The following is a 20,858-nucleotide window of genomic DNA, read 5'->3' as shown; positions in this document are numbered from 1 at the left end:
CGATTGTTTCAAGTAAAAAAGGAGTTTAATATGTCTGCTAGACTAGTAATTTATTTGATAATTGCAGTTGCAGTTTTATTGGTCATTGCTTATGCTATCGCAATTTATGTAAGGAAACGCAATGAAAGTAAACTAGCAATTTTAGAAGAGAAAAAAGAAGAGCTTTATAATCTTCCGGTTAATGATGAAGTTGAAGCTGTAAAAAATATGCACTTGATTGGACAAAGTCAGGTGACTTTCCGTGAATGGAATCAAAAATGGGTTGATTTATCTCTTAATTCTTTTGCCGATATCGAAAATAATCTTTTCGAGGCAGAAGGCTACAATAACTCATTCCGTTTTTTCAAGGCCAGCCATCAAATTGACCAAATCGAGAGCCAAATTACCTTGATTGAAGAAGATATTGCGGCAATTCGCAATGCTTTAGCAGATTTGGAGAAACAAGAGTCTAAAAATAGTGGACGTGTTCTTCATACCTTGGACTTGTTTGAGGAGTTGCAACACAGAGTTGCTGATCATTCTGAAGAATATGGCCAAGGTTTATCTGAAATTGAAAAACAATTGGAAAATATCCAATCAGAGTTTTCTCAGTTTGTAACTTTAAATTCGTCTGGAGATCCAGTAGAAGCAGCTGTGATTTTGGACAATGCTGAAAACCATATCTTGGCTTTGACTCACATTGTTGACCGCTTGCCAGCAATTGTAAAAACATTATCTAAAGAGCTACCTGATCAATTGGAAGACTTGGAAGATGGTTACCGTAAGCTTTTAGATGCTAACTATCATTTTGCTGAAACGGATATTGAATCTCGCTTCCAATTGCTTTATGAAGCTTTGAAGAAAAATCACGAAAATATTGCACAATTAGAGTTGGATAATGCTGAGTATGAAAATACTCAAGTTCAAGAAGAAATCAATGCACTCTATGATATCTTTACACGAGAAATTGCAGCTCAAAAGGTAGTAGTAGGCTTAGTTGCAACCCTTCCTACATATTTGAAACACATGAAAGATAGTAATGCTGTTTTAGTGGAAGATATTCAACGATTGAGTAACAATTACCTACTATCTGAAACAGATGTTAGTCATGTTCATAGATTACAAGCTGAGTTAGAATCTTTAGAAGAATCTGTATTGGAACTAACTTCTGAACAAGAGGAACATTCTGAACCTTATTCATTCCTTGAAGATCGTTTGGAAAACTTACAAGCGACTTTGAAGGAAATTGAAGATGAACAAGTTGCGGTTAGTCAACGTCTTGCTCAGATTGAAAAAGATGATATCAATGCTCGCCAGAAGGCAAATGTTTATGTTAATCGTCTTCACACAATTAAGAGATATATGGAAAAACGCAATCTTCCAGGTATTCCTCAGAATTTCTTACAGTCGTTCTTTACAGCAAGTAACCGTACTGAAGAGTTGATGGCTGAACTAGAAGAAGCTCGGGTCAATATCGAAGCTGTGAACCGGATGCTTGAAATTGCAACAAATGATATGGAAGCACTTGAAGAAGAAACATATAATATTGTTCAATATGCAACGTTGACAGAACAATTGCTACAGTATTCGAACCGTTACCGCTCATTTGATGAACGAATTCAAGAAGCTTTTAATGAATCATTAGAAATTTTTGAAAAAGAATTTGACTATCATGCTTCATTTGATAAAATTTCGCAAGCTTTGGAAGTTGCAGAACCAGGTGTAACCAACCGTTTTGTCACTTCATACGAAAAAACACGTGAGACGATTCGTTTCTAACATAATAAAAAAGATTTGGTTCTGTGATAAGCAGCACCAAATCTTTTTTATTTATTTATTTATTGTTTTTAAAAATGCCCAGTTACCAATTGATTTTGATCCGTATTCTAAGTCCATATGGTCCAGTAATACATAATCGTTTTTCTCGTAGAATGAGGCATTTCTAGCTGTGCTGGTAATGAAACCTAAGTGTTTACAGCCTTTTGATTTGACATAAGGTTCAATCCCTTGTGTCAGAAAAGTACTACCTATTCCCCGTCCCTTACTTTCTATATTGACAGCTAAAGCCATCAAATACCAATCAAACTCTCCAGATTTTTCTAAATGCTTTTTGGAACGTTTTACAAAGTCAAAGTATTTAAGGAGATTTTGCAGTCGAATGTAGCGAAAAATGTTTGTCCCACCATTTCGTAGATAGGATAGTATACAGAAATCCTTTTGTTGCAAAAGGGCAACTGCAAGTAATTCTCCATCTTGTTCCGCAACTAAACAGTTTCCTTTTTTAATATAGACTCTAGTAAGCAGAATTTGCAATGTTTCTACAAAAGCAGGATAGGAGTCAGGTTTCTTCAAATCGTCTTTTAAAATTGTTAAAAAGGGATAGTCAAGAAAGGAATTGGCTAATAATTTTCCAATTTTTTCGCTTTCTTCAATTCTTGCCTCTCTATATATGATGTCTCCCATGTTTGTCTCCTTAATTATCTACAAAATCTTGTATGATAAGATTTGAAGATAAAAAATTGGAGATGATTTAAAAAGCTAAATAAACCTAATTTTGTTCCATAAGGTTCAAAGCACTTTCTAATCTCTCCAAGATTTTATTTGGTTGGAATCGAAATTCCAATTAATTTTTCTGAATAGAGGGTTTTGATATTGGCCTCATCAATAGAGTCCTTATCAATTTTACGTTTCAAGAAAAATTCTTGAATAGCTTCGATTTCAGGTTCTCGAATAGCGCGGTGTTTGTTTGAGATGAGGATTTCATAGTGAAGCGGAGCTTGGGTAAAAATAACATCTGTATTCCCTGCAGAATAGACCTCAACAAGGGTTGCGTCTGTACTTTCTAGCTGGCTTTTAACAAGTTGCGAGTGTGAGTTTGTCGTATTGATTAGCTTCATAACATTTCCTCCGATTTTCTAATTCTATTATAGCACTTTTTGAATAAAGTAGCTTGATTTAGTCAATCTTATGCTGTTTTTTCCAAGATTGGATTGCCCATTTATGGCTACCACGTTTGAGATTTTCAATAGCCTCGTCAATAGGGAACCAGGCGATATGATTAAAGTCTTCTAGTGGCTTTTGCACTTCTTTGAAAGAAGTCGCTTCATAGAGGTAGGCAGGATTGTAGTAGTAGGTGTCACGATGACGAGAGTAGAAATATTCGTCAGCTTGTCCGTAATAGGCACCAATTTCAGCTGTGAAGCCAAGCTCTTCAATCAATTCACGTTTTAGGGCTTCTTGATGATTTTCACCTGCTTCAATTTCACCACCAGGTAAGAACCAAGCGCCATTAGGTGCTTGAACAAGAACAATTTGTTTTTGTTCAGCATCAGGGATAACTGCATATACGCCATAGCGTGACACATAGTCTGTATTTGCTTTCTTTTCTCCGAAAGTTGGGTTTGCCATTGCATTTTCCTCATTATCTAGTATCGTTATTATTATCATAATGGACAAAGGACGAGCTGTCAAGAAATTACAGTTATTTTAGTAAAAAAGAAGCAGAAACATTTCATTTTCTACTCCTTTTTTATAGAAATTTATTTTTCTTTTTCAGAAGTTTTTACTTCAGCTTTTTTGGCAGATTTGATTTGAATGTTGCCCTTGCTGGTCATAACTGCCTTGAGGTCTTTTTCACTTGGATTTTCAAGGTAGAAGTCAGTGATTGCGTCCTCAATATAGTCTTGAATAGTACGACGAAGTGGGCGTGCTCCCATTTTTGGATCATAACCGAGGTCAACCAATTTTTCCTTGACCTTGTCAGTTACATCCAAATGAATGTTGTTACTTGAAAGACGCTTGTTAACATCAGCTAGCATGAGCTCGACAATCTGAAGGAGGTTATCCTTGCTGAGAGCCTTAAATTCGACAATACCATCAAAACGGTTCATAAACTCTGGGCTAAAGAAATTGCCGAGTTCACCGAGAACAGAGTTGGTTCGACCTTCACGAGCAGCTCCAAAACCAACGCTGGCTTCTGCCTTACCTGTACCTGCATTTGAGGTCATGATAATGATGGCATCCTTGAAGCTAACGGTACGTCCCTGCCCATCTGTCAAACGACCATCGTCCAAGACCTGGAGGAACATATGCATGACATCTGGATGGGCTTTCTCCACTTCATCTAAGAGAATAAGAGAGTAGGGATTGCGACGAACTTTTTCAGTTAATTGCCCAGCCTCATCATAGCCAACATAACCTGGAGGGGCACCGACTAATTTAGCCACGCTGTGTTTTTCCATGTATTCACTCATATCAAAGCGAATCATGCTATCAGCAGAACCAAAGAGTTCGATAGCTAATTGTTTGGAAAGTTCGGTCTTACCGACACCAGTTGGTCCGACAAAGAGGAAGCTTCCAATTGGACGATTAGGCGTACCGAGACCGACACGATTACGGCGAATAGCCTTGGCAATCTTATCGACTGCATCATCTTGGCCAATAACATGAGACTTGAGATCTTCGGCTAGATGGATGAGTTGAGATTGTTCTTTCTCTTTCAAATCGCCAACAGGAATGTTGGTTTTCTGCTCAATAATGTGCTCAATGGTTTTCTCACTGATGATAGGAGTATCTTGGTCTGTGACCTTTTTCTTTTGCATTTCCTTATACTTGGCAATCTGGTCGCGGAAGTAGGCAGCCTTCTCAAAATCTTCCTCTCGTGTAGCTTGAGATTTGAGATTTTCAGCCTCAATCAAGCGTTGATCAATCACTTTAGGATCTACAAAATTCAAGGTCAAGTTCATCTTAGAACCTGCTTCATCTAGGAGGTCAATGGCCTTGTCAGGCAAGAAGCGATCTTGGATGTAGCGATTAGAAAGAGTTGCAGCTGCTTCAATTGCAGCATCAGTATACTGAACGTGGTGGTAGTCTTCGTATTTCTTTTGAATTCCTTTGAGGATAGTGATTGTTTCTTCCACTGTTGGTTCATCGACTTTGACAGGCTGCATACGACGCTCTAGGGCTGCATCCTTTTCAATGATACGGTATTCATTGAGGGTAGTAGCGCCGACCAGTTGCAGTTCCCCACGAGCAAGGGCTGGCTTGAGGATATTTCCTGCGTCCATATTGCCATCGCCTGCAGAACCAGCACCGACAATTTCATGGATTTCATCGATAAAGAGGATGATGTCCTCACGTTTGCGAATTTCTTCCATGAGTTTTTGCATGCGTTCTTCAAATTGTCCACGGATACCCGTTCCTTGAACCAAGCTAACCACATCTAGACGGATGACTTGTTTGCCTTGGAGTTTATGTGGAACATCGCCATCAACGATTTTCTGAGCTAGACCTTCGACAACAGCCGTTTTTCCGACACCTGGTTCACCGATAAGAACAGGATTATTCTTAGTTCTACGATTGAGAATTTCGATGACACGGATAATCTCATCGTCGCGCCCAATAACAGGGTCTATATCTCCACGACGGGCAATTTCAGTTACGTTGATACCAAATTCTTCTAGCAGGCCTTTTTCTTGGCTTGGTGGTGGAGTTTGAGCAGATCCACGATTTTGGGAACCATAACCGCCGTTTCCGCCGTAACCTCCACCTGATTGAGTTGGGGGAGTCGGAGGAGTGTTGTTAGAAGGTCTGAAATTGTTTAGGTCATTGAAGAAATCACCAAAGGGATCAAAGTCACGATTGTTCAGATCCGTAATACCTTTAAAGAGGGTATTGTTAGGATCTGTCTTGATAATCTTATAGCAGTTTTGACAGAGGTCAATTTGTTTTTGTTTTCCATTGAGATTGGTGTAAAGATGAATTGTTGAGTCGTTAATTTTACAGTTTTGACAAAGCATACATCTACCTCATTTCTTTCTTTATCCCTGTTCAAAGGTCAAAAATAGTCAAATTTCTATACTCTCATTATAACAGGATTGGGGTGTAAAGCAAGTAAAAAGATTGAAGCTTTGAGAAGTTGTTACAATGAAAATTTTTGAGATTTTAGGGAATAAAAAAATCCTATTTGTGAGACAAAAAGGATTTTGGTTAGACATGCAGGGTGTAATCCCAGCTTGTTTTGTATTAGTAAAGGAGTTCGTAAATCTCCATTGCAATCAAGTCAATGCTGTCAAAAGTATAAGTTTCGCGAGCTTCGACATCACGAAGGGTAAAGATTGAGCCGTTTTCTTCGTCGTGGCTGTATGCAACTTCTGCAACAACAACTCCTTCGCGTTCAAAATTACGTTTTAAATTTCCGCCGTCTTTTGCCATTGCTTCAAGGCGGTTGATGATTCTAACCAAATGTGATTCCATTTTGATTCTCCTTCATTTCTTATCGTTACTATTTTACCATAAAGGAGGCCAACTTGACTAGAAAAAACTAAGATTTCTCGCTAATTCTACCAGCTTAAAGTTTTTTTGAATAAATCAAATAAAAAGTTTGAATTTTAATTCAATACATGTTATAATCATACAGTATTCTATTTTAGAAAGCAGTGTGATTATGAATTTTTCTTTTTTACCTAAGTATTTACCTTATTTTAACTATGGGGCTGTTGTGACGGTTCTCATTTCTATCTGTGTTGTCTTTTTGGGAACCATTTTAGGTGTTGTCTTGGCTTTTGGGCAACGTTCAAAGTTTAAACCGCTTGTTTGGCTCGCCAACTTGTACGTTTGGATTTTCCGTGGGACACCGATGATGGTTCAGATTATGATTGCCTTTGCCCTTATGCACATCAATGCTCCGACTATTCAGGTTGGAATTTTAGGTGTTGATTTTTCTCGTCTGATTCCAGGGATTTTGATTATCTCTATGAACAGTGGTGCTTATGTTTCTGAGACTGTTCGTGCTGGGATTAATGCGGTTCCAAAAGGTCAGCTAGAAGCGGCTTATTCGCTAGGGATTCGTCCTAAAAATGCTATGAGATATGTGATTTTGCCACAAGCAATCAAAAATATTTTGCCAGCATTGGGGAACGAATTTATCACCATTATCAAGGACAGCTCCCTCTTATCAGCTATCGGTGTTATGGAGTTGTGGAACGGGGCTACAACAGTTTCTACAACAACCTATCTACCTTTAACACCACTTTTATTTGCAGCCTTTTACTACTTGATTATGACCTCTATTTTGACAGTAGCCTTGAAAGCTTTTGAAAAACGTATGGGACAAGGAGATAAGAAATAATGACAGAAACCTTGATAAAAATTGAAAATTTACATAAATCATTTGGAAAGAATGAAGTATTGAAGGGCATCAACCTCGAGATTAAAAGAGGAGAAGTTGTCGTTATCATTGGTCCTTCAGGTAGCGGGAAATCTACCTTGCTTCGCTCTATGAATTTGTTGGAAGAAGCAACAAAAGGGAAGGTTATCTTTGAGGGAGTTGATATTACGGACAAGAAGAATGACCTCTTTGCCATGCGTGAGAAGATGGGCATGGTTTTCCAACAATTCAATCTCTTTCCTAATATGACTGTGATGGAAAATATCACCTTGTCACCTATCAAGACCAAAGGTGAGAGCAAGGAAGTGGCTGAGAAGAGAGCCCAAGAGCTTTTGGAAAAAGTTGGTTTGCCAGATAAGGCAGACGCTTATCCACAGAGTTTGTCAGGTGGGCAGCAACAACGGATTGCCATCGCGCGTGGGTTGGCTATGGAACCTGACGTTTTGCTCTTTGACGAGCCAACTTCAGCCTTGGACCCTGAAATGGTAGGTGAGGTTCTATCTGTTATGCAAGATCTTGCCAAGTCAGGAATGACTATGGTTATCGTAACACATGAGATGGGATTTGCCCGTGAGGTGGCAGATCGTGTCATCTTTATGGCAGACGGTGTGGTTGTTGAAGACGGAACACCAGAACAGATTTTTGAACAAACCCAAGAACAACGGACTAAAGATTTCTTGAGTAAGGTTTTATAAGTTAGCTTTGTTTAGCTATTTGTAGTCAACTTTACATATAAAATATAGATTAATGAAAAGCTCAACCGAGCTTTTTCTTATAGTTTGAAACTATAAGGTTGCCTAGGAAAGAAGTGTTAGAGGGGACCAACAGTTTTTGGTATAATGGAAGATATTTGAAAGAAAAGAGAAATGATATGACACAGATTATTGATGGGAAAGCTTTAGCGGCCAAATTGCAGGGGCAGTTGGCTGAAAAGACTGCAAAATTAAAGGAAGAAACAGGTCTAGTGCCTGGCTTGGTAGTGATTTTGGTTGGGGACAATCCAGCCAGCCAAGTCTACGTTCGCAACAAGGAGAGGTCAGCTCTTGCGGCTGGTTTCCGTAGCGAAGTAGTGCGAGTTCCAGAGACCATTACTCAAGAGGAATTGTTAGACCTGATTGCTAAATATAATCAGGATCCAGCTTGGCATGGGATTTTGGTCCAGTTGCCATTACCAAAACACATTGATGAAGAGGCGGTTCTATTAGCCATTGACCCAGAAAAGGATGTGGATGGTTTCCATCCTCTAAATATGGGACGCCTTTGGTCTGGTCATCCAGTCATGATTCCATCAACACCTGCAGGAATTATGGAAATGTTTCATGAATATGGGATTGAATTAGAAGGTAAAAATGCGGTTGTCATCGGTCGTTCCAATATCGTTGGAAAACCTATGGCCCAGCTTCTTTTGGCAAAGAATGCTACAGTGACTTTGACCCACTCACGCACCCATAATCTCGCTAAGGTTGCTGCAAAAGCGGATATTCTTGTGGTCGCAATTGGTCGTGCCAAGTTTGTGACTGCTGACTTTGTCAAATCAGGTGCGGTAGTCATTGACGTTGGGATGAACCGCGATGAAAATGGTAAGCTCTGTGGAGATGTTGACTATGAGGCAGTTGCCCCACTTGCTAGCCACATCACACCAGTTCCTGGAGGTGTAGGCCCTATGACCATTACTATGCTGATGGAACAAACTTATCAAGCAGCACTTCGGACATTGGATAGAAAATAAGAGAAAAATCGCTGAAGAGAGTGTATTTTTTATAGCTATATCTGAAATGGCAGAAATGAGTATTAAATTTTAGAAATAAGTTTATAAAAGGAGGTCTGCGCCTCCTTTTTGTTGTATAATGGAGTGAGGTGATTAGATGATTTTAAAAATTTATAATGGGGAATATAGTTTACAATGGGATGGAATATACTACTTAGCACTAATTTATTATCCAAATATTCAAGAGTGGGAATTAGAAAAAATTGCTAAATTTATAGCTTACGAAAAACTTCATAAACGTCAAACAAGTATTGAGTGTGCTGATTCTTGTTTAAAAAAAGAAATTTTAGATTACATCTGTCAGCATCCCTTTTTTCCACCATTTACCCCTACAGATAAAAGAGTAGCCTCGACTTATGATCTACATAAGAGGTTAGTGACTTCAGACTACTGTAGTCATACTACGACTATAGATGCAGCGATTTCTATCTTTAAAACAGGTCAGCTCTTATCTGCTGTGAAAGCCTTTGGGCGAGATGCTGAGGAGTTGGTTTTGGATAGTCGAAATGCTGCATCGGATCCGATAGATTATTTTGACTATGTCATGTTAGGGTGGTCAAATACAAGTTCTGGTTATCGATTAGCAATGGAGCGTTTATTAGGTCGAGCTCCTTCAAAGAAAGAATTACAAGACAAGTTTATTCCTGGAGTGAGTTTTCATTTTATCTATACAGATTTAATTAAAGTTACTGGTTATATTTTTGATGGCTACCATGTTGCAAAAATTAAGGACATGGTGAATTTATTTAGTGAGTTGTATATTTGCATTATTCCAACTCATAATAAGAGCCAATTTGAAAATATTATTCCAACTAAAATACAAGATAGGGTGCATTATCTTGAATATGCTGGAGAAGACTTAGAAGAGTGGACTAAGAAAGTCTATCAAGTTGTTTTAAAACAATCAGATAAAGGATAGTTGAGGAAAAAACGATGAAAGTTATTGATCAAACCTTACTAGAAAAAGTCATTATTGAACGTTCTCGTGCAAGTCATAAAGGAAACTACGGTCGTTTGCTGTTGCTAGGTGGTACCTATCCTTATGGTGGTGCCATCATCATGTCTGCTTTGGCAGCTGTAAAAAGTGGAGCTGGTTTGGTGACTGTTGGAACAGATAGGGAAAATATCCCGGCTTTGCACAGTCATTTACCTGAGGCTATGGCCTTTTATCTTCAAGACCAGCAATTGTTAAAAGAGCAGTTGGAGAAGGCAGAAGTTGTTTTGCTGGGGCCTGGTTTACGAGACGATGCTTTTGGAGAAAATCTAGTAAAACAAGTCTTTGTTAATTTAAGTCAAAATCAGATTTTGATTGTAGACGGAGGTGCCCTGACCATTCTTGCTAGGACAAGTTTGTCATTTCCATCTAACCAGCTTATCCTAACTCCCCACCAAAAGGAGTGGGAAAAGCTGTCTGGTATTGCTATTGAAAAGCAAAACGAAGATGCAACGGCTAGTGCCCTAACTTCCTTCTCTCAAGGAACAATTTTGGTAGAGAAAGGTCCAGCTACTCGTATTTGGCAAGCTGGCCAATCTGATTATTACCAGTTACAGGTTGGCGGTCCCTATCAGGCGACTGGGGGAATGGGAGATACTCTTGCTGGAATGATTGCAGGATTTGCAGGCCAATTCCGACAGGCCAGTCTCTATGAACGTGTGATAGTAGCGACCCATCTTCATTCAGCCATAGCCCTAGAACTATCTCAAGAAAATTATGTGGTCTTGCCGACGGAAATCAGCAGTCATCTTCCCAAAATAATGAAAAAAATATCTCAAAAAGGCACCTGATCGTTTCAGGCGCCTTTATATCTTTTAGAAAAATCCTTTAATCTTTCCAACGAGGCCATCTATACCTTCTGAACCAGAAATCAACTGCTGAGCTTGGGAGAAGTATTCTCCAAGCTGTTCTTGATTTTCTGCAACAAATGTTTTTGCAGCTTCGAAATCTTTTGTTTCGATTAATTCTTTTACTTGGTTAAACAAATCTAATGGGTTCATTCTATTTCTCCTTTTCTGTACTTAACTATTTAATCATCTTTATGATAAAAAATCAACTGTTGTTGCTTTTGGCTAGGACCTGTTTTTATCTACAAGTTCTCATAACTAAGATTCTAACTACCAAAACAAGGTGGACATAAAAATAAAAATGTTCGGTTTTTTCTAGTGTATCCATGAAATAAAAACGGATACATGGTATAATAGAAATAGCTCTTTAATGGAGGTGTTTGAGTGGAAAATCTGAAGAAAATGGCAGGTATCAAGGCTGCTGAATTTGTCAATGATGGCATGATTGTCGGACTGGGAACGGGTTCTACTGCCTATTATTTTGTCGAAGAAATTGGTCGTCGTATCAAGGAAGAAGGGTTGCAGATTACAGCTGTAACGACTTCTAGTGTGACTAGTAAACAGGCTGAAGGGCTTAATATCCCACTCAAGTCTATTGACCAAGTAGACTTTGTCGATGTGACAGTCGACGGGGCGGATGAAGTGGATAGTCAGTTTAATGGAATCAAAGGTGGTGGTGGTGCCCTTCTGATGGAGAAGGTTGTTGCAACGCCCTCAAAAGACTACATTTGGGTAGTGGATGAAAGCAAGCTGGTCGAGAAACTAGGTGCTTTTAAATTGCCAGTAGAAGTAGTTCAGTATGGCGCAGAACAAGTATTTCGTCGTTTTGAGCGAGCTGGCTATAAACCAAGTTTCCGTGAAAAAGACGGTCAACGTTTTGTGACAGATATGCAGAATTTTATCATTGACCTTGCCTTGGATGTCATTGAAGATCCAATTGCCTTCGGGCAAGAATTGGACCATATCGTTGGTGTCGTAGAACACGGTTTATTCAACCAAATGGTGGATAAGGTCATCGTTGCTGGACGAGATGGGGTTCAGATTTTAACTTCAACAAAAGCAAACTAATCAACATAATAAGGAGATACACTATGTCAAAATTTAATCGTATTCACTTGGTGGTACTAGATTCTGTGGGAATTGGTGCTGCACCAGATGCTAATAACTTTGTCAATGCAGGGGTTCCAGATGGGGCTTCTGACACATTGGGACACATTTCAAAAACAGTTGGTTTGAATGTGCCAAACATGGCTAAAATCGGCCTAGGAAATATTCCTCGTGAAACTCCCCTTAAGACTGTTCCAGCTGAAAGCAATCCAACAGGTTATGCAACAAAATTGGAGGAAGTATCTCTTGGTAAGGATACTATGACTGGACACTGGGAAATCATGGGACTTAACATTACGGAGCCTTTCGATACTTTCTGGAACGGATTCCCAGAAGAAATCTTGACAAAAATCGAAGAATTCTCAGGACGAAAAATCATTCGTGAAGCCAACAAACCTTACTCAGGAACAGCTGTTATTGATGACTTTGGACCACGTCAGATGGAAACTGGAGAGTTGATTATCTATACTTCAGCTGACCCTGTTTTGCAAATTGCTGCCCACGAAGATATTATTCCTTTGGACGAATTGTACCGTATCTGTGAATACGCTCGTTCGATTACGCTTGAGCGTCCAGCCCTTCTAGGACGTATCATTGCTCGTCCTTATGTAGGTGAACCAGGTAACTTTACTCGTACTTCAAACCGTCGTGACTTGGCGGTATCTCCATTTGCACCAACTGTTTTGGATAAATTGAACGAGGCTGGTATCGATACTTACGCAGTTGGTAAGATCAATGATATCTTCAACGGTGCTGGTATCAACCATGACATGGGTCACAACAAGTCAAATAGTCATGGAATTGATACACTATTGAAGACTATGGGCCTTGCTGAGTTTGAAAAAGGCTTCTCATTCACAAACTTGGTTGACTTTGATGCCCTTTATGGTCATCGTCGCAACGCTCACGGCTACCGTGATTGCTTGCATGAGTTCGATGAACGCTTACCTGAAATTATCGCAGCCATGAGAGAGAATGACCTTCTCTTGATTACTGCGGATCACGGGAACGACCCAACTTACGCAGGAACAGACCACACTCGTGAATATATTCCACTTTTGGCCTACAGCCCTGCCTTTAAAGGCAATGGTGTCATTCCAGTAGGACATTTTGCAGATATCTCAGCGACTGTTGCGGATAACTTTGGTGTTGAAACAGCCATGATTGGGGAAAGTTTCTTAGATAAATTGGTATAAGATGACGCGTTATGCTTTGCTAGTGAGAGGCATTAATGTTGGTGGCAAGAATAAGGTCGTCATGGCGGAGCTTCGTCAAGAATTGAAAGAATTGGGACTGGAAAAGGTTGAAACCTACATCAACAGTGGCAATATTTTCTTTACTTCGACAGACCCCAAAGCCCGATTGGTTGAAAAGTTAGAGGCTTTCTTTGCAGTCCATTATCCGTTTATTCAGAACTTTTCCTTGCTGAGTCAGGAAGACTATGAAGCAGAGCTGGAGAATCTGCCAGATTGGTGGACTAAAGACCTAGCTCGAAAAGATGTCCTCTTCTACACGGAGAGCTTGGATGTGGATCAAGTGATCGAGAAAGTTGAAAGTTTAGAACTGAAAGATGAAGTGGTTCATTTTGGAAGACTTGGGATTTTCTGGGGGAAATTCTCTGAAGAATCCTACTATGCAACTGCCTATCACAAATACTTACTCAAGATGCCTTTCTACCGCCAAATCACCATTCGTAATGCTAAAACTTTTGACAAAATCGGTCAAATGCTAAAAAACTAATAAAGGAGACACACAATGACATTTTTAGATAAGATCAATGAAACAGCTGCCTTCCTGAAAGACAAGGGGATCCAAGCACCTGAGTTCGGTCTAATCCTTGGATCAGGACTTGGAGAACTGGCAGAAGAAATCGAAAATCCAGTTGTAGTAGACTATGCTGATATTCCAAACTGGGGCCACTCTACAGTAGTTGGTCACGCTGGTAAATTGGTATATGGTGACCTTGCAGGGCGCAAGGTCTTGGCTCTTCAAGGTCGCTTCCATTTCTATGAAGGAAATCCTCTGGAAGTTGTGACCTTCCCAGTTCGTGTGATGAAAGTCCTCGGATGTGAAGGTGTCATTGTAACCAATGCAGCTGGTGGTATTGGTTATGGGCCTGGCACTTTGATGGCTATCTCAGACCATATCAATATGACGGGGCAAAACCCATTGATGGGTGAAAACTTAGATGAATTTGGTCCTCGTTTCCCAGATATGTCTAAGGCCTACACACCAGAATACCGTGCTACTGCCCATGAAGTGGCTAAAAAACTTGGTATCAAACTTGATGAAGGTGTCTATATCGGTGTTACTGGTCCGACTTATGAAACACCAGCAGAAATTCGTGCCTATAAGACACTGGGAGCTGATGCAGTCGGTATGTCTACTGTTCCTGAAGTTATTGTAGCAGCCCACTCTGGCTTGAAAGTTCTAGGAATTTCATGTATTACTAACTTTGCAGCTGGATTCCAAGAAGAACTCAACCACGAAGAAGTTGTAGAAGTGACTGAACGTGTTAAAGGTGATTTCAAAGGTTTGCTTAAAGCAATTCTTGCTGAATTGTAATCATGTTAATAGAATTGAGGAGTATTTTTCGAAAGATTCCTTATAATTTTAGATTATTCCTAGCAGTAATTCTGCAAGGAATAGTTTCGGGTTTATCTGGTATAGTTCTCCATTATCTTTTAGAGATGGTGGAGGAGCTAGCTTTTGGTCAGTCAGAGCATCATACTGGATTTTTGACAGATGGAGTTTCCTCGTTACGGATAGGACTAAGTTTAATAATTGTGGGTCTTGGTTCATCCTTGGTCTGGTACTTCTTGCAAAAAAGGTCGAAGATTTATTCCATCAAAGCTCAGATGAAGGATGAGACTTCACAATACAAGCTTCATTTTTTAAGACAGCTATTTCATTCAATTTGTCAGATCATTGCAGTTGGAGGGGGAGCGCCTATTGGTAAAGAAGCTGCGCCACGAGAGATTGGAACTCTATTTGCAGGGCCAATTGGAAAAATATGTATACTGTCTATGAAGGATCGCATCTTTCTCCTTGCTTGTGGTGCTGGTGCTGGTTTAGCGGCTGTCTATCAGGTTCCATTAACAAGTGTCTTCTTTGTTTTTGAAACCCTAGGAATTGATCTATCTATTAAACGATTTGTCTTAGTCGGTTTGACTACCTATGTCTCAACCTATATAGCAGGCTGGGTTATTTCAGATCAGGCTCTCTACCAGATTCCAGTCATCACATGGTCATTAAAGCAAATATGGATTATTCCCTTATTACTTCTTTTCTTAACCCCACTAGCTTGGCTTTTTGGTCGCTTAAGTAAGGCAGCGTCTTCAAACAGAATAAAAGATAAACGAATACTTCTAACATTGCCCTCAGCTTTTCTTTTTCTTATTGGATTAGCAAGTTATTTTCCACATCTACTTGGAAATGGACGTATGATGGCTCAGGAAGTATTGAATGGTAGCAATGGCAAAACAGTACTCCTTTTGTTTATATTAAAAGCATTAGTTGTTCTTATTACTCTGTGGGCAGGGGCCTATGGTGGTACACTTACGCCATCTTTTGCCTTGGGGATGGCTGGAGCTGCTCTCTTTGGAATGATTCTAGGTGGGGATAGCCAGCCAAGCATTTTGCTTTTGGGATCTGTTTGCTTTTTGTCTGTGACCTTGAGGGCTCCCTGGTCTGCAACTGGATTAGTAATAGGCTTCACTGGGCTAGGTATAGAATCTCTTCCGTATATCTTAGTAACAGCTGTTTTAGCCTATGAATTTGCAAAAATATTAGACCGTTTTTCTTGGGCTAACATACTGTGTCAGAAGTCAAAGAATAAAGTAATTAGGTAGGAAATGCCCATTTCTTCTAATCAAGGATTTGATTTAAAAGATAAAAAAATACTCTCAATTTATTTATAACTGTTTTAAATAAAAATGTAGTAGGATTATCGGAGTCATTGTTGAATCCGATTTTTCCTAGCTATGAAATATAAAAATAAAAAAAGAAAGGTAGAGCGAGATGTTCTAATTTGAACACGAGCGGAAAACTTTTCTAAAAACTCAGAAGAGAAGGGGAGTTCGGATTTGAATTGAAACCGGTCTAATCTTCTCAATATCATCAAAATTAAGAAAGAAAGGAATTGAACCCACCCTAAAAGCAGTGGGAAAAAGATAGTTGGTCTAGCGAGCATCGCTCACTGCACCCAACTCCTATTTTCCCTTTGCTTTTTGACGGGTTTGGTATCTTATATTATGTCTATCCATATTGCTGCTCAGCAGGGTGAAATTGCTGATAAAATTCTTCTTCCTGGGGATCCTCTTCGTGCTAAGTTTATTGCGGAGAATTTCCTTGAAGATGCTGTTTGTTTTAACGAAGTGCGTAACATGTTTGGTTACACTGGTACTTACAAGGGCCACCGTGTATCTGTCATGGGAACTGGGATGGGGATGCCATCTATTTCGATTTATACGCGTGAGTTGATCGTAGACTACGGTGTGAAGAAATTGATCCGTGTGGGAACTGCAGGTTCTTTGAATGAAGATGTTCACGTTCGTGAATTAGTTTTGGCGCAGGCAGCTGCAACCAACTCAAACATCGTCCGTAATGACTGGCCACAGTACGATTTTCCACAAATCGCTAGTTTTGATTTGCTAGATAAGGCTTATCATATTGCCAAAGAACTTGGTATGACCACACACGTTGGGAACGTTTTGTCTTCTGATGTCTTTTACTCAAACTACTTTGAAAAGAACATCGAACTTGGTAAATGGGGAGTCAAGGCTGTGGAAATGGAAGCAGCAGCGCTTTACTATCTCGCTGCCCAATACCATGTTGATGCGCTAGCTATCATGACCATCTCTGATAGCCTGGTCAATCCTGACGAAGACACAACTGCAGAAGAACGTCAAAATACCTTCACCGATATGATGAAGGTTGGATTAGAAACTTTGATTGCAGAATAATTATAGCAAGAAAAGGAAGCCCTTCTTTATGAATTGGAGGACTTCCTTTTCTTATCCAGAAATTGGTCTATCTCCTTTTGTGATCTGAGGATGACAACTTTATCTGGATAGGTTTCTTGAACCCACTTGTAGCGTTCCTTGGCGGATTTGCTCCGTCCGTCCCAAAGAATCCATCGAATAAACTCCCAATTAAACTGTTCTTGACAACCAGCTGCCATACTTTCTCTGACCTTGCCTCGGTATGTGAGGTAACGTTTAAAGGCTCGACAGAGACAGGTCAATGGGGAAAAATTGAGAAAGATGATTTGGTCAGCTTCCTGCATTCTTTCCTCATAGAAACACCAAGAATAATTACCATCGATGACCCAGGCTTCATGCTTGGTGAGAAAGTTTTTCATCTCATCCAACATCCAGTCACGGTCACTGTCTTGCCAACCGGGTTGAAATTGGAGTGTATCCATGTGAAGTTTTGGGATGGAGTAGCAGTGAGATAACGTTGTTGCCAGAGTTGACTTACCAGCACCAGAATATCCGATAATTGCGATTTTCATTTTCTACCTTTTCCAATTTGGAGACAAAAAAACAGCCTCTATGGACTGTTTCTTATTTAGCAAGTTTAGCTGAAAGACGAGCTTTGTCGCGGCTTGCTTTGTTTTTGTGAATCAAACCTTTAGTTTCTGCTTTATCGATAGCTGAGCTAGCAGCACGGAAAAGTTCTTCAGATGGGTTTGCTTCGAAAGCTTTGATAGCAGTACGCATAGCTGATTTTTGAGCTGAGTTCTTTTCGTTTTGTTTAACGTTCAATTCAGCGCGTTTGATAGCTGATTTAATGTTTGCCAATGTTCTTACCTCCATATTTACTAACTATACCATTATATCTGAAAACTTACGTTTTGACAAGGGAAAATTATTTTTTTAAGTAAATTTCATCGATTTCATGGTTCTTTGTTTTATGAAGAATCACTTCCGCACGATTTCTAGTTGGTTCAATATAATTTTGTAGATTTGTGAGATTGATACTGGTCCAGACCTGATGGGCAAAGGATTCCACTTCCCCAATCGGCATTTGAGTAAAACGATAATAGTAGCTATCAGGGTCGTTTTGGGCTAGGCTCAGCATTTTCAAGAAACGGTCCAGATACCAACTCTCGATATCATCCACTGCAGCATCAACATAGATTGAAAAGTCAAAGAAGTCAGTAATGTAGAGACGCTCGTTTTGTGGATTTTGAAAGACATTTATTCCCTCAACAATGACAAAATCAGCAGCTTTGACGCTTTGCTTTTCCTCAGGTACGATGTCGTAGACTTCATGAGAATAGACAGGAATATCTACATCTTGTCCATTTTTGATGCGGTCCAAGAAGTTGAGAAGAGCTTCCATATCATAGCTTTCAGGAAATCCCTTACGATTTAGAATCCCTTGCTCAATCAAGGTCTGGTTGGGATAGAGAAAGCCATCAGTTGTTACCAACTCAACCGTAGCATCTGTAAGGGTACGGGATAGTAGGATTTGAAGTAGGCGACTAGTTGTTGATTTTCCAACGGCAACACTCCCAGAAACCCCAATGATAAAAGGCTGGGATTTACTTTCACGTTGAAGGAAAATCCCTTTTGAAAAGGCCAAATCATCCTTGGTACGCTTGTAAATCTGGATGAGATGGGCTAGGGGAAGATAGACATCGGTTACATCCTGCAGGCTAATCTGGTCATTAAAACTTTTGATGGATTCTAATTCCTCTTCTGTCAAAGGAGGTGTCGTCTTTCGATGTAAAGATTGCCAAGTCTGGCGACTGATTTTTTCAAAATGTAAAAATTCGTTGGTCATGTGTTTTCCCCTAGATATTTTGTCTATCATACCATAAAAAGCTAAAAAAATAAAGCGGTTTCTTGATGATAGTAATCAAATATCGTATAATAGAGATAGATAGAGACTGAACAATTTAATGATGAAGTAGGAGATAGATTCTACTGATTTATGAGCTAATAAAAGGAGGATTTTTAGTTCACAACATATAGGAGGTGTACTATGAAAATCTTAAAACATTACATATTGGAACTCTGCTTTATTTTAAGTTTTGCACTACCTTTTATAAAAGGGGCGAATGCGGATAATGGTAGACGCTTTGTGGAAATCTATTACGGTCTTACTTTTTTGATGGAACATGCTATTGTAACAGCTATCTTTATCTGTTCGCTCTTTCTTGCTTTCTTCCTAAAAAAACGGTGGACGAAATGGCTAGTTGCTGGAAGTTATCTATTTTTGATTTTATGGATTGCTACAGAGGGTTATTTCTTCCGCATGTCGCTAGAAGATTTGGTACGGCTTTGGACAAGTTTGGAAATTCTGACACAAACTTATCAGTTAGGCTTTTATCTAAACATCTTGTTGGGAATTCTGTTGATAATTAAGTATCTGAAGGTTAAGAAATAGTAATAATAAATACACCCGATTATAGATGATAAACTTTTTGTGATATCCTGATTATGATATTTCTAGTTCTAAATGGCTTATCATTCACCTATAAGTGTTGAAAGAGATTGAAGAAAAGATTTTACTTACTAGCTTTCTTCAGTCTTTTTCGTGGTAAATTCGCAAACTAAGTTCCACCGCTAGTAGAAGTGGAAGTTAGTCTGATAAAAATCCTAAAAACCAGTGGAAATCCGTGTCAGGGTAAGTTCCACTGGTTTTACTAATGCTTGATTTCATCGCTTTTGTAACCAAAAGGAATCGAAAAAAAGAGCGCACAAAATCCCCTCATCTGAAAGCGTTTCAGATTAAGTTCCGCTATGGTGGAAGTTAGTGTGAGACGTTTGAATGCGGTTAAAGGTTAGTTTTTAGAACTTATGTTGGAGTAATTTCGAAGACTGACAGACGTCTTCTGCAGGTATTTTAGAAATACCTAGAAGCTTAGGAATCTCTTCTCCATAGGTAAAGGCAAAGAGCTCATAGGCTGACTTTCCATTCAAAGCAGCACGTTTGACACTGTTGACATGAGAGCAGACGAGATTGATGTCCTCTTGAGTTAAGTTGTCAAAAGCAGTTCCCTTAGGTAGAATGTCTCGAATCAGTGTGTGGTTTTTCTCAATTCTCCCTTTCTGGTCAGAGCGATTAGGGTCACAAAAGAAGAGTTTACTCTCTCCTCGCACATCCATTTCGATATCATCAACCCTGGCAAACTCTCCACCATTATCGGTAAGAATGACAGGAAAGAGTTGGAAGAAATCTTTATCAGCTTCATGAAGAGTGTTCTTGATGGTATAGAGGTGTTTGGTAACCTCAAGGGCAGTTTTATTATCCAGAAGCCTAGCGAAGATAAAGTTACAGAAAGACAGGTTGAAGGTAAGTAGGACTTTACCTCCCATCCTCCCCAGAACTGTGTCCATTTCCAGCCAAGAGTCTAGTTGATTAAGGACTAAATAGTTTTGGAAATCCTCATAGGAACGGCCTTTTTTAGCTTCTTTAGGGATGGAAGGTAGTTTCCTTTTCCGTCTTTCTTTGAATTTAACGGCTCTGGCTAGGTCAATATGAGCGATAGATAGGTATCCTTTTCGGATGTGTCGATAGACGGTTGAGGAACTGACATCAAGGTTATGAGTTTTGAGGATATGATAGATGTGTTGTCCCTTTTTAACACCATCAGAAATGACTTTGTCCATGTCCCAGAAGGCCTTGGAATTAAGGGGAGTTCCTTCACGAGCTTCGACAAGAGTTTGTTCGTACTGTTTTTGAGCTTGTTTAGCAAGGTAGAAGATTTTTTTAAATCCACAATTTTGTCTTCTTTTAGGGCATCCATTACAGACAAAGGGAGCCTTATCGAGTAAAGGGCAAGGAAGGTTATCGCATGTAGACTCTCGGACTTGTCTGTTTCGTTTGACTTCTTTGGAAACAGTAGTTGGGTCTTTTAGAATGGATTGTCCGATAGCTTTGAAGGTTTCACCGCGCTCTAAGCCTAATTGGATATCATTACGGTCTGAAAGGGTAAGGTGTTTATGTTTTGTCATAGTAGACCTCATTTCTAACTCAAAC

General features: G+C 39.5%; 22 protein-coding genes and 1 pseudogene. 13 read left to right on the top strand and 10 right to left on the bottom strand.

Annotated features, from left to right (window positions below; translation table 11 throughout):
- Positions 1 to 30 precede the first annotated feature (30 nt).
- Positions 31 to 1,758 carry a septation ring formation regulator EzrA gene (gene ezrA, locus FQT24_RS04085; protein WP_143952250.1) on the top strand — a complete coding sequence of 576 codons (1,728 nt, stop codon included), beginning with the start codon at positions 31 to 33 and terminating at the stop codon, positions 1,756 to 1,758.
- A 51-nt stretch (positions 1,759 to 1,809) separates the two neighbouring features.
- Here ezrA and FQT24_RS04080 read toward each other — a convergent pair whose 3' ends face one another.
- From FQT24_RS04080 to FQT24_RS04055, 5 genes are all read right to left on the bottom strand, one after another.
- Complete coding sequence (locus FQT24_RS04080; RefSeq protein ID WP_143952249.1) at positions 1,810 to 2,442, bottom strand: GNAT family N-acetyltransferase; 633 nt, start codon at positions 2,440 to 2,442, stop codon at positions 1,810 to 1,812.
- 134 nt (positions 2,443 to 2,576) lie between these two features.
- Positions 2,577 to 2,876, bottom strand: a complete 300-nt coding sequence (locus FQT24_RS04075; protein ID WP_000767189.1) for a DUF1827 family protein — start codon at positions 2,874 to 2,876, stop codon at positions 2,577 to 2,579.
- 58 nt (positions 2,877 to 2,934) lie between these two features.
- Complete coding sequence (locus FQT24_RS04070) at positions 2,935 to 3,387, bottom strand: NUDIX hydrolase (RefSeq protein WP_020902950.1); 453 nt, start codon at positions 3,385 to 3,387, stop codon at positions 2,935 to 2,937.
- A gap of 131 nt (positions 3,388 to 3,518) precedes the next feature.
- Complete coding sequence (locus FQT24_RS04065; RefSeq protein ID WP_143952248.1) at positions 3,519 to 5,777, bottom strand: ATP-dependent Clp protease ATP-binding subunit; 2,259 nt, start codon at positions 5,775 to 5,777, stop codon at positions 3,519 to 3,521.
- A gap of 226 nt (positions 5,778 to 6,003) precedes the next feature.
- Positions 6,004 to 6,234, bottom strand: coding sequence for a DUF1797 family protein (locus tag FQT24_RS04055; protein ID WP_000443570.1), 231 nt, complete (start codon positions 6,232 to 6,234; stop codon positions 6,004 to 6,006).
- Between the two features lie 190 nt (positions 6,235 to 6,424).
- Here FQT24_RS04055 and FQT24_RS04050 point away from each other — a divergent pair, with 190 nt between their 5' ends.
- The 5 genes from FQT24_RS04050 (at position 6,425) to FQT24_RS04030 (ending at position 10,700) form a co-directional block, all read left to right on the top strand.
- Complete coding sequence (locus tag FQT24_RS04050) at positions 6,425 to 7,108, top strand: amino acid ABC transporter permease (RefSeq protein WP_001011641.1); 684 nt, start codon at positions 6,425 to 6,427, stop codon at positions 7,106 to 7,108.
- The gene (locus FQT24_RS04045; protein WP_143952246.1) at positions 7,108 to 7,842 is read left to right on the top strand and encodes an amino acid ABC transporter ATP-binding protein; all 735 of its coding nucleotides are present in this window, start codon (positions 7,108 to 7,110) and stop codon (positions 7,840 to 7,842) included. The genes FQT24_RS04050 and FQT24_RS04045 overlap by 1 nt, the downstream gene beginning before the upstream one ends.
- 176 nt (positions 7,843 to 8,018) lie before the next feature.
- Positions 8,019 to 8,876, top strand: a complete 858-nt coding sequence (locus tag FQT24_RS04040) for a bifunctional methylenetetrahydrofolate dehydrogenase/methenyltetrahydrofolate cyclohydrolase (RefSeq protein ID WP_185952540.1) — start codon at positions 8,019 to 8,021, stop codon at positions 8,874 to 8,876.
- A gap of 136 nt (positions 8,877 to 9,012) precedes the next feature.
- Positions 9,013 to 9,834, top strand: a complete 822-nt coding sequence (locus FQT24_RS04035) for a phosphate ABC transporter ATPase (RefSeq protein WP_143952245.1) — start codon at positions 9,013 to 9,015, stop codon at positions 9,832 to 9,834.
- Positions 9,835 to 9,848: 14 nt separating this feature from the next.
- The gene (locus FQT24_RS04030; protein WP_143952244.1) at positions 9,849 to 10,700 is read left to right on the top strand and encodes an NAD(P)H-hydrate dehydratase; all 852 of its coding nucleotides are present in this window, start codon (positions 9,849 to 9,851) and stop codon (positions 10,698 to 10,700) included.
- Between the two features lie 24 nt (positions 10,701 to 10,724).
- On the opposite strand, the gene FQT24_RS04025 is transcribed toward FQT24_RS04030, so the two are convergent.
- Positions 10,725 to 10,910, bottom strand: a complete 186-nt coding sequence (locus FQT24_RS04025; protein WP_143952243.1) for a hypothetical protein — start codon at positions 10,908 to 10,910, stop codon at positions 10,725 to 10,727.
- Positions 10,911 to 11,141: 231 nt separating this feature from the next.
- On the opposite strand from FQT24_RS04025, the gene rpiA reads away from it, so the two are divergent.
- From rpiA to deoD, 6 genes and pseudogenes are all read left to right on the top strand, one after another.
- On the top strand, positions 11,142 to 11,825 hold the full coding sequence (rpiA, locus tag FQT24_RS04020) for a ribose-5-phosphate isomerase RpiA (RefSeq protein ID WP_143952242.1): 684 nt from the start codon (positions 11,142 to 11,144) through the stop codon (positions 11,823 to 11,825).
- Positions 11,826 to 11,848: 23 nt separating this feature from the next.
- Positions 11,849 to 13,060 carry a phosphopentomutase gene (locus FQT24_RS04015; protein WP_143952241.1) on the top strand — a complete coding sequence of 404 codons (1,212 nt, stop codon included), beginning with the start codon at positions 11,849 to 11,851 and terminating at the stop codon, positions 13,058 to 13,060.
- Between the two features lies 1 nt (position 13,061).
- Positions 13,062 to 13,623: pseudogene (locus tag FQT24_RS04010) on the top strand (DUF1697 domain-containing protein).
- The gene (locus FQT24_RS04005; RefSeq protein WP_143952239.1) at positions 13,620 to 14,429 is read left to right on the top strand and encodes a purine-nucleoside phosphorylase; all 810 of its coding nucleotides are present in this window, start codon (positions 13,620 to 13,622) and stop codon (positions 14,427 to 14,429) included. Before FQT24_RS04010 ends, FQT24_RS04005 begins: the two are co-directional and overlap by 4 nt.
- Positions 14,430 to 14,431: 2 nt before the next feature.
- Positions 14,432 to 15,715, top strand: a complete 1,284-nt coding sequence (locus FQT24_RS04000; protein ID WP_143952238.1) for a chloride channel protein — start codon at positions 14,432 to 14,434, stop codon at positions 15,713 to 15,715.
- A gap of 402 nt (positions 15,716 to 16,117) precedes the next feature.
- Positions 16,118 to 16,828 carry a purine-nucleoside phosphorylase gene (gene deoD / locus FQT24_RS03995; protein ID WP_143952237.1) on the top strand — a complete coding sequence of 237 codons (711 nt, stop codon included), beginning with the start codon at positions 16,118 to 16,120 and terminating at the stop codon, positions 16,826 to 16,828.
- Positions 16,829 to 16,854: 26 nt separating this feature from the next.
- Here deoD and FQT24_RS03990 read toward each other — a convergent pair whose 3' ends face one another.
- The 3 genes from FQT24_RS03990 to coaA form a co-directional block, all read right to left on the bottom strand.
- Entirely contained in the window at positions 16,855 to 17,379 is a 525-nt protein-coding gene (locus FQT24_RS03990) for a DNA topology modulation protein (protein WP_143952236.1), read from the bottom strand.
- Positions 17,380 to 17,431: 52 nt separating this feature from the next.
- Positions 17,432 to 17,668, bottom strand: a complete 237-nt coding sequence (gene rpsT / locus FQT24_RS03985; RefSeq protein ID WP_001274000.1) for a 30S ribosomal protein S20 — start codon at positions 17,666 to 17,668, stop codon at positions 17,432 to 17,434.
- A 67-nt stretch (positions 17,669 to 17,735) separates the two neighbouring features.
- Positions 17,736 to 18,656 carry a type I pantothenate kinase gene (gene coaA, locus FQT24_RS03980; protein WP_049501762.1) on the bottom strand — a complete coding sequence of 307 codons (921 nt, stop codon included), beginning with the start codon at positions 18,654 to 18,656 and terminating at the stop codon, positions 17,736 to 17,738.
- Between the two features lie 201 nt (positions 18,657 to 18,857).
- Between coaA and FQT24_RS03975 the strand changes: the two genes are divergently transcribed.
- A complete protein-coding gene (locus FQT24_RS03975) occupies positions 18,858 to 19,262 on the top strand; it encodes a hypothetical protein (protein ID WP_143952235.1) in 405 nt (134 codons plus the stop codon).
- A 404-nt stretch (positions 19,263 to 19,666) separates the two neighbouring features.
- On the opposite strand, the gene FQT24_RS03970 is transcribed toward FQT24_RS03975, so the two are convergent.
- On the bottom strand, positions 19,667 to 20,833 hold the full coding sequence (locus tag FQT24_RS03970) for an IS30 family transposase (RefSeq protein WP_143951979.1): 1,167 nt from the start codon (positions 20,831 to 20,833) through the stop codon (positions 19,667 to 19,669).
- Positions 20,834 to 20,858 lie beyond the last annotated feature (25 nt).

The organism is Streptococcus mitis, from assembly GCF_901542415.1.
Classification (GTDB): Bacteria; Bacillota; Bacilli; order Lactobacillales; family Streptococcaceae; genus Streptococcus; species Streptococcus mitis_BL.
This window is presented reverse-complemented; position numbering and strand designations above follow the sequence as displayed.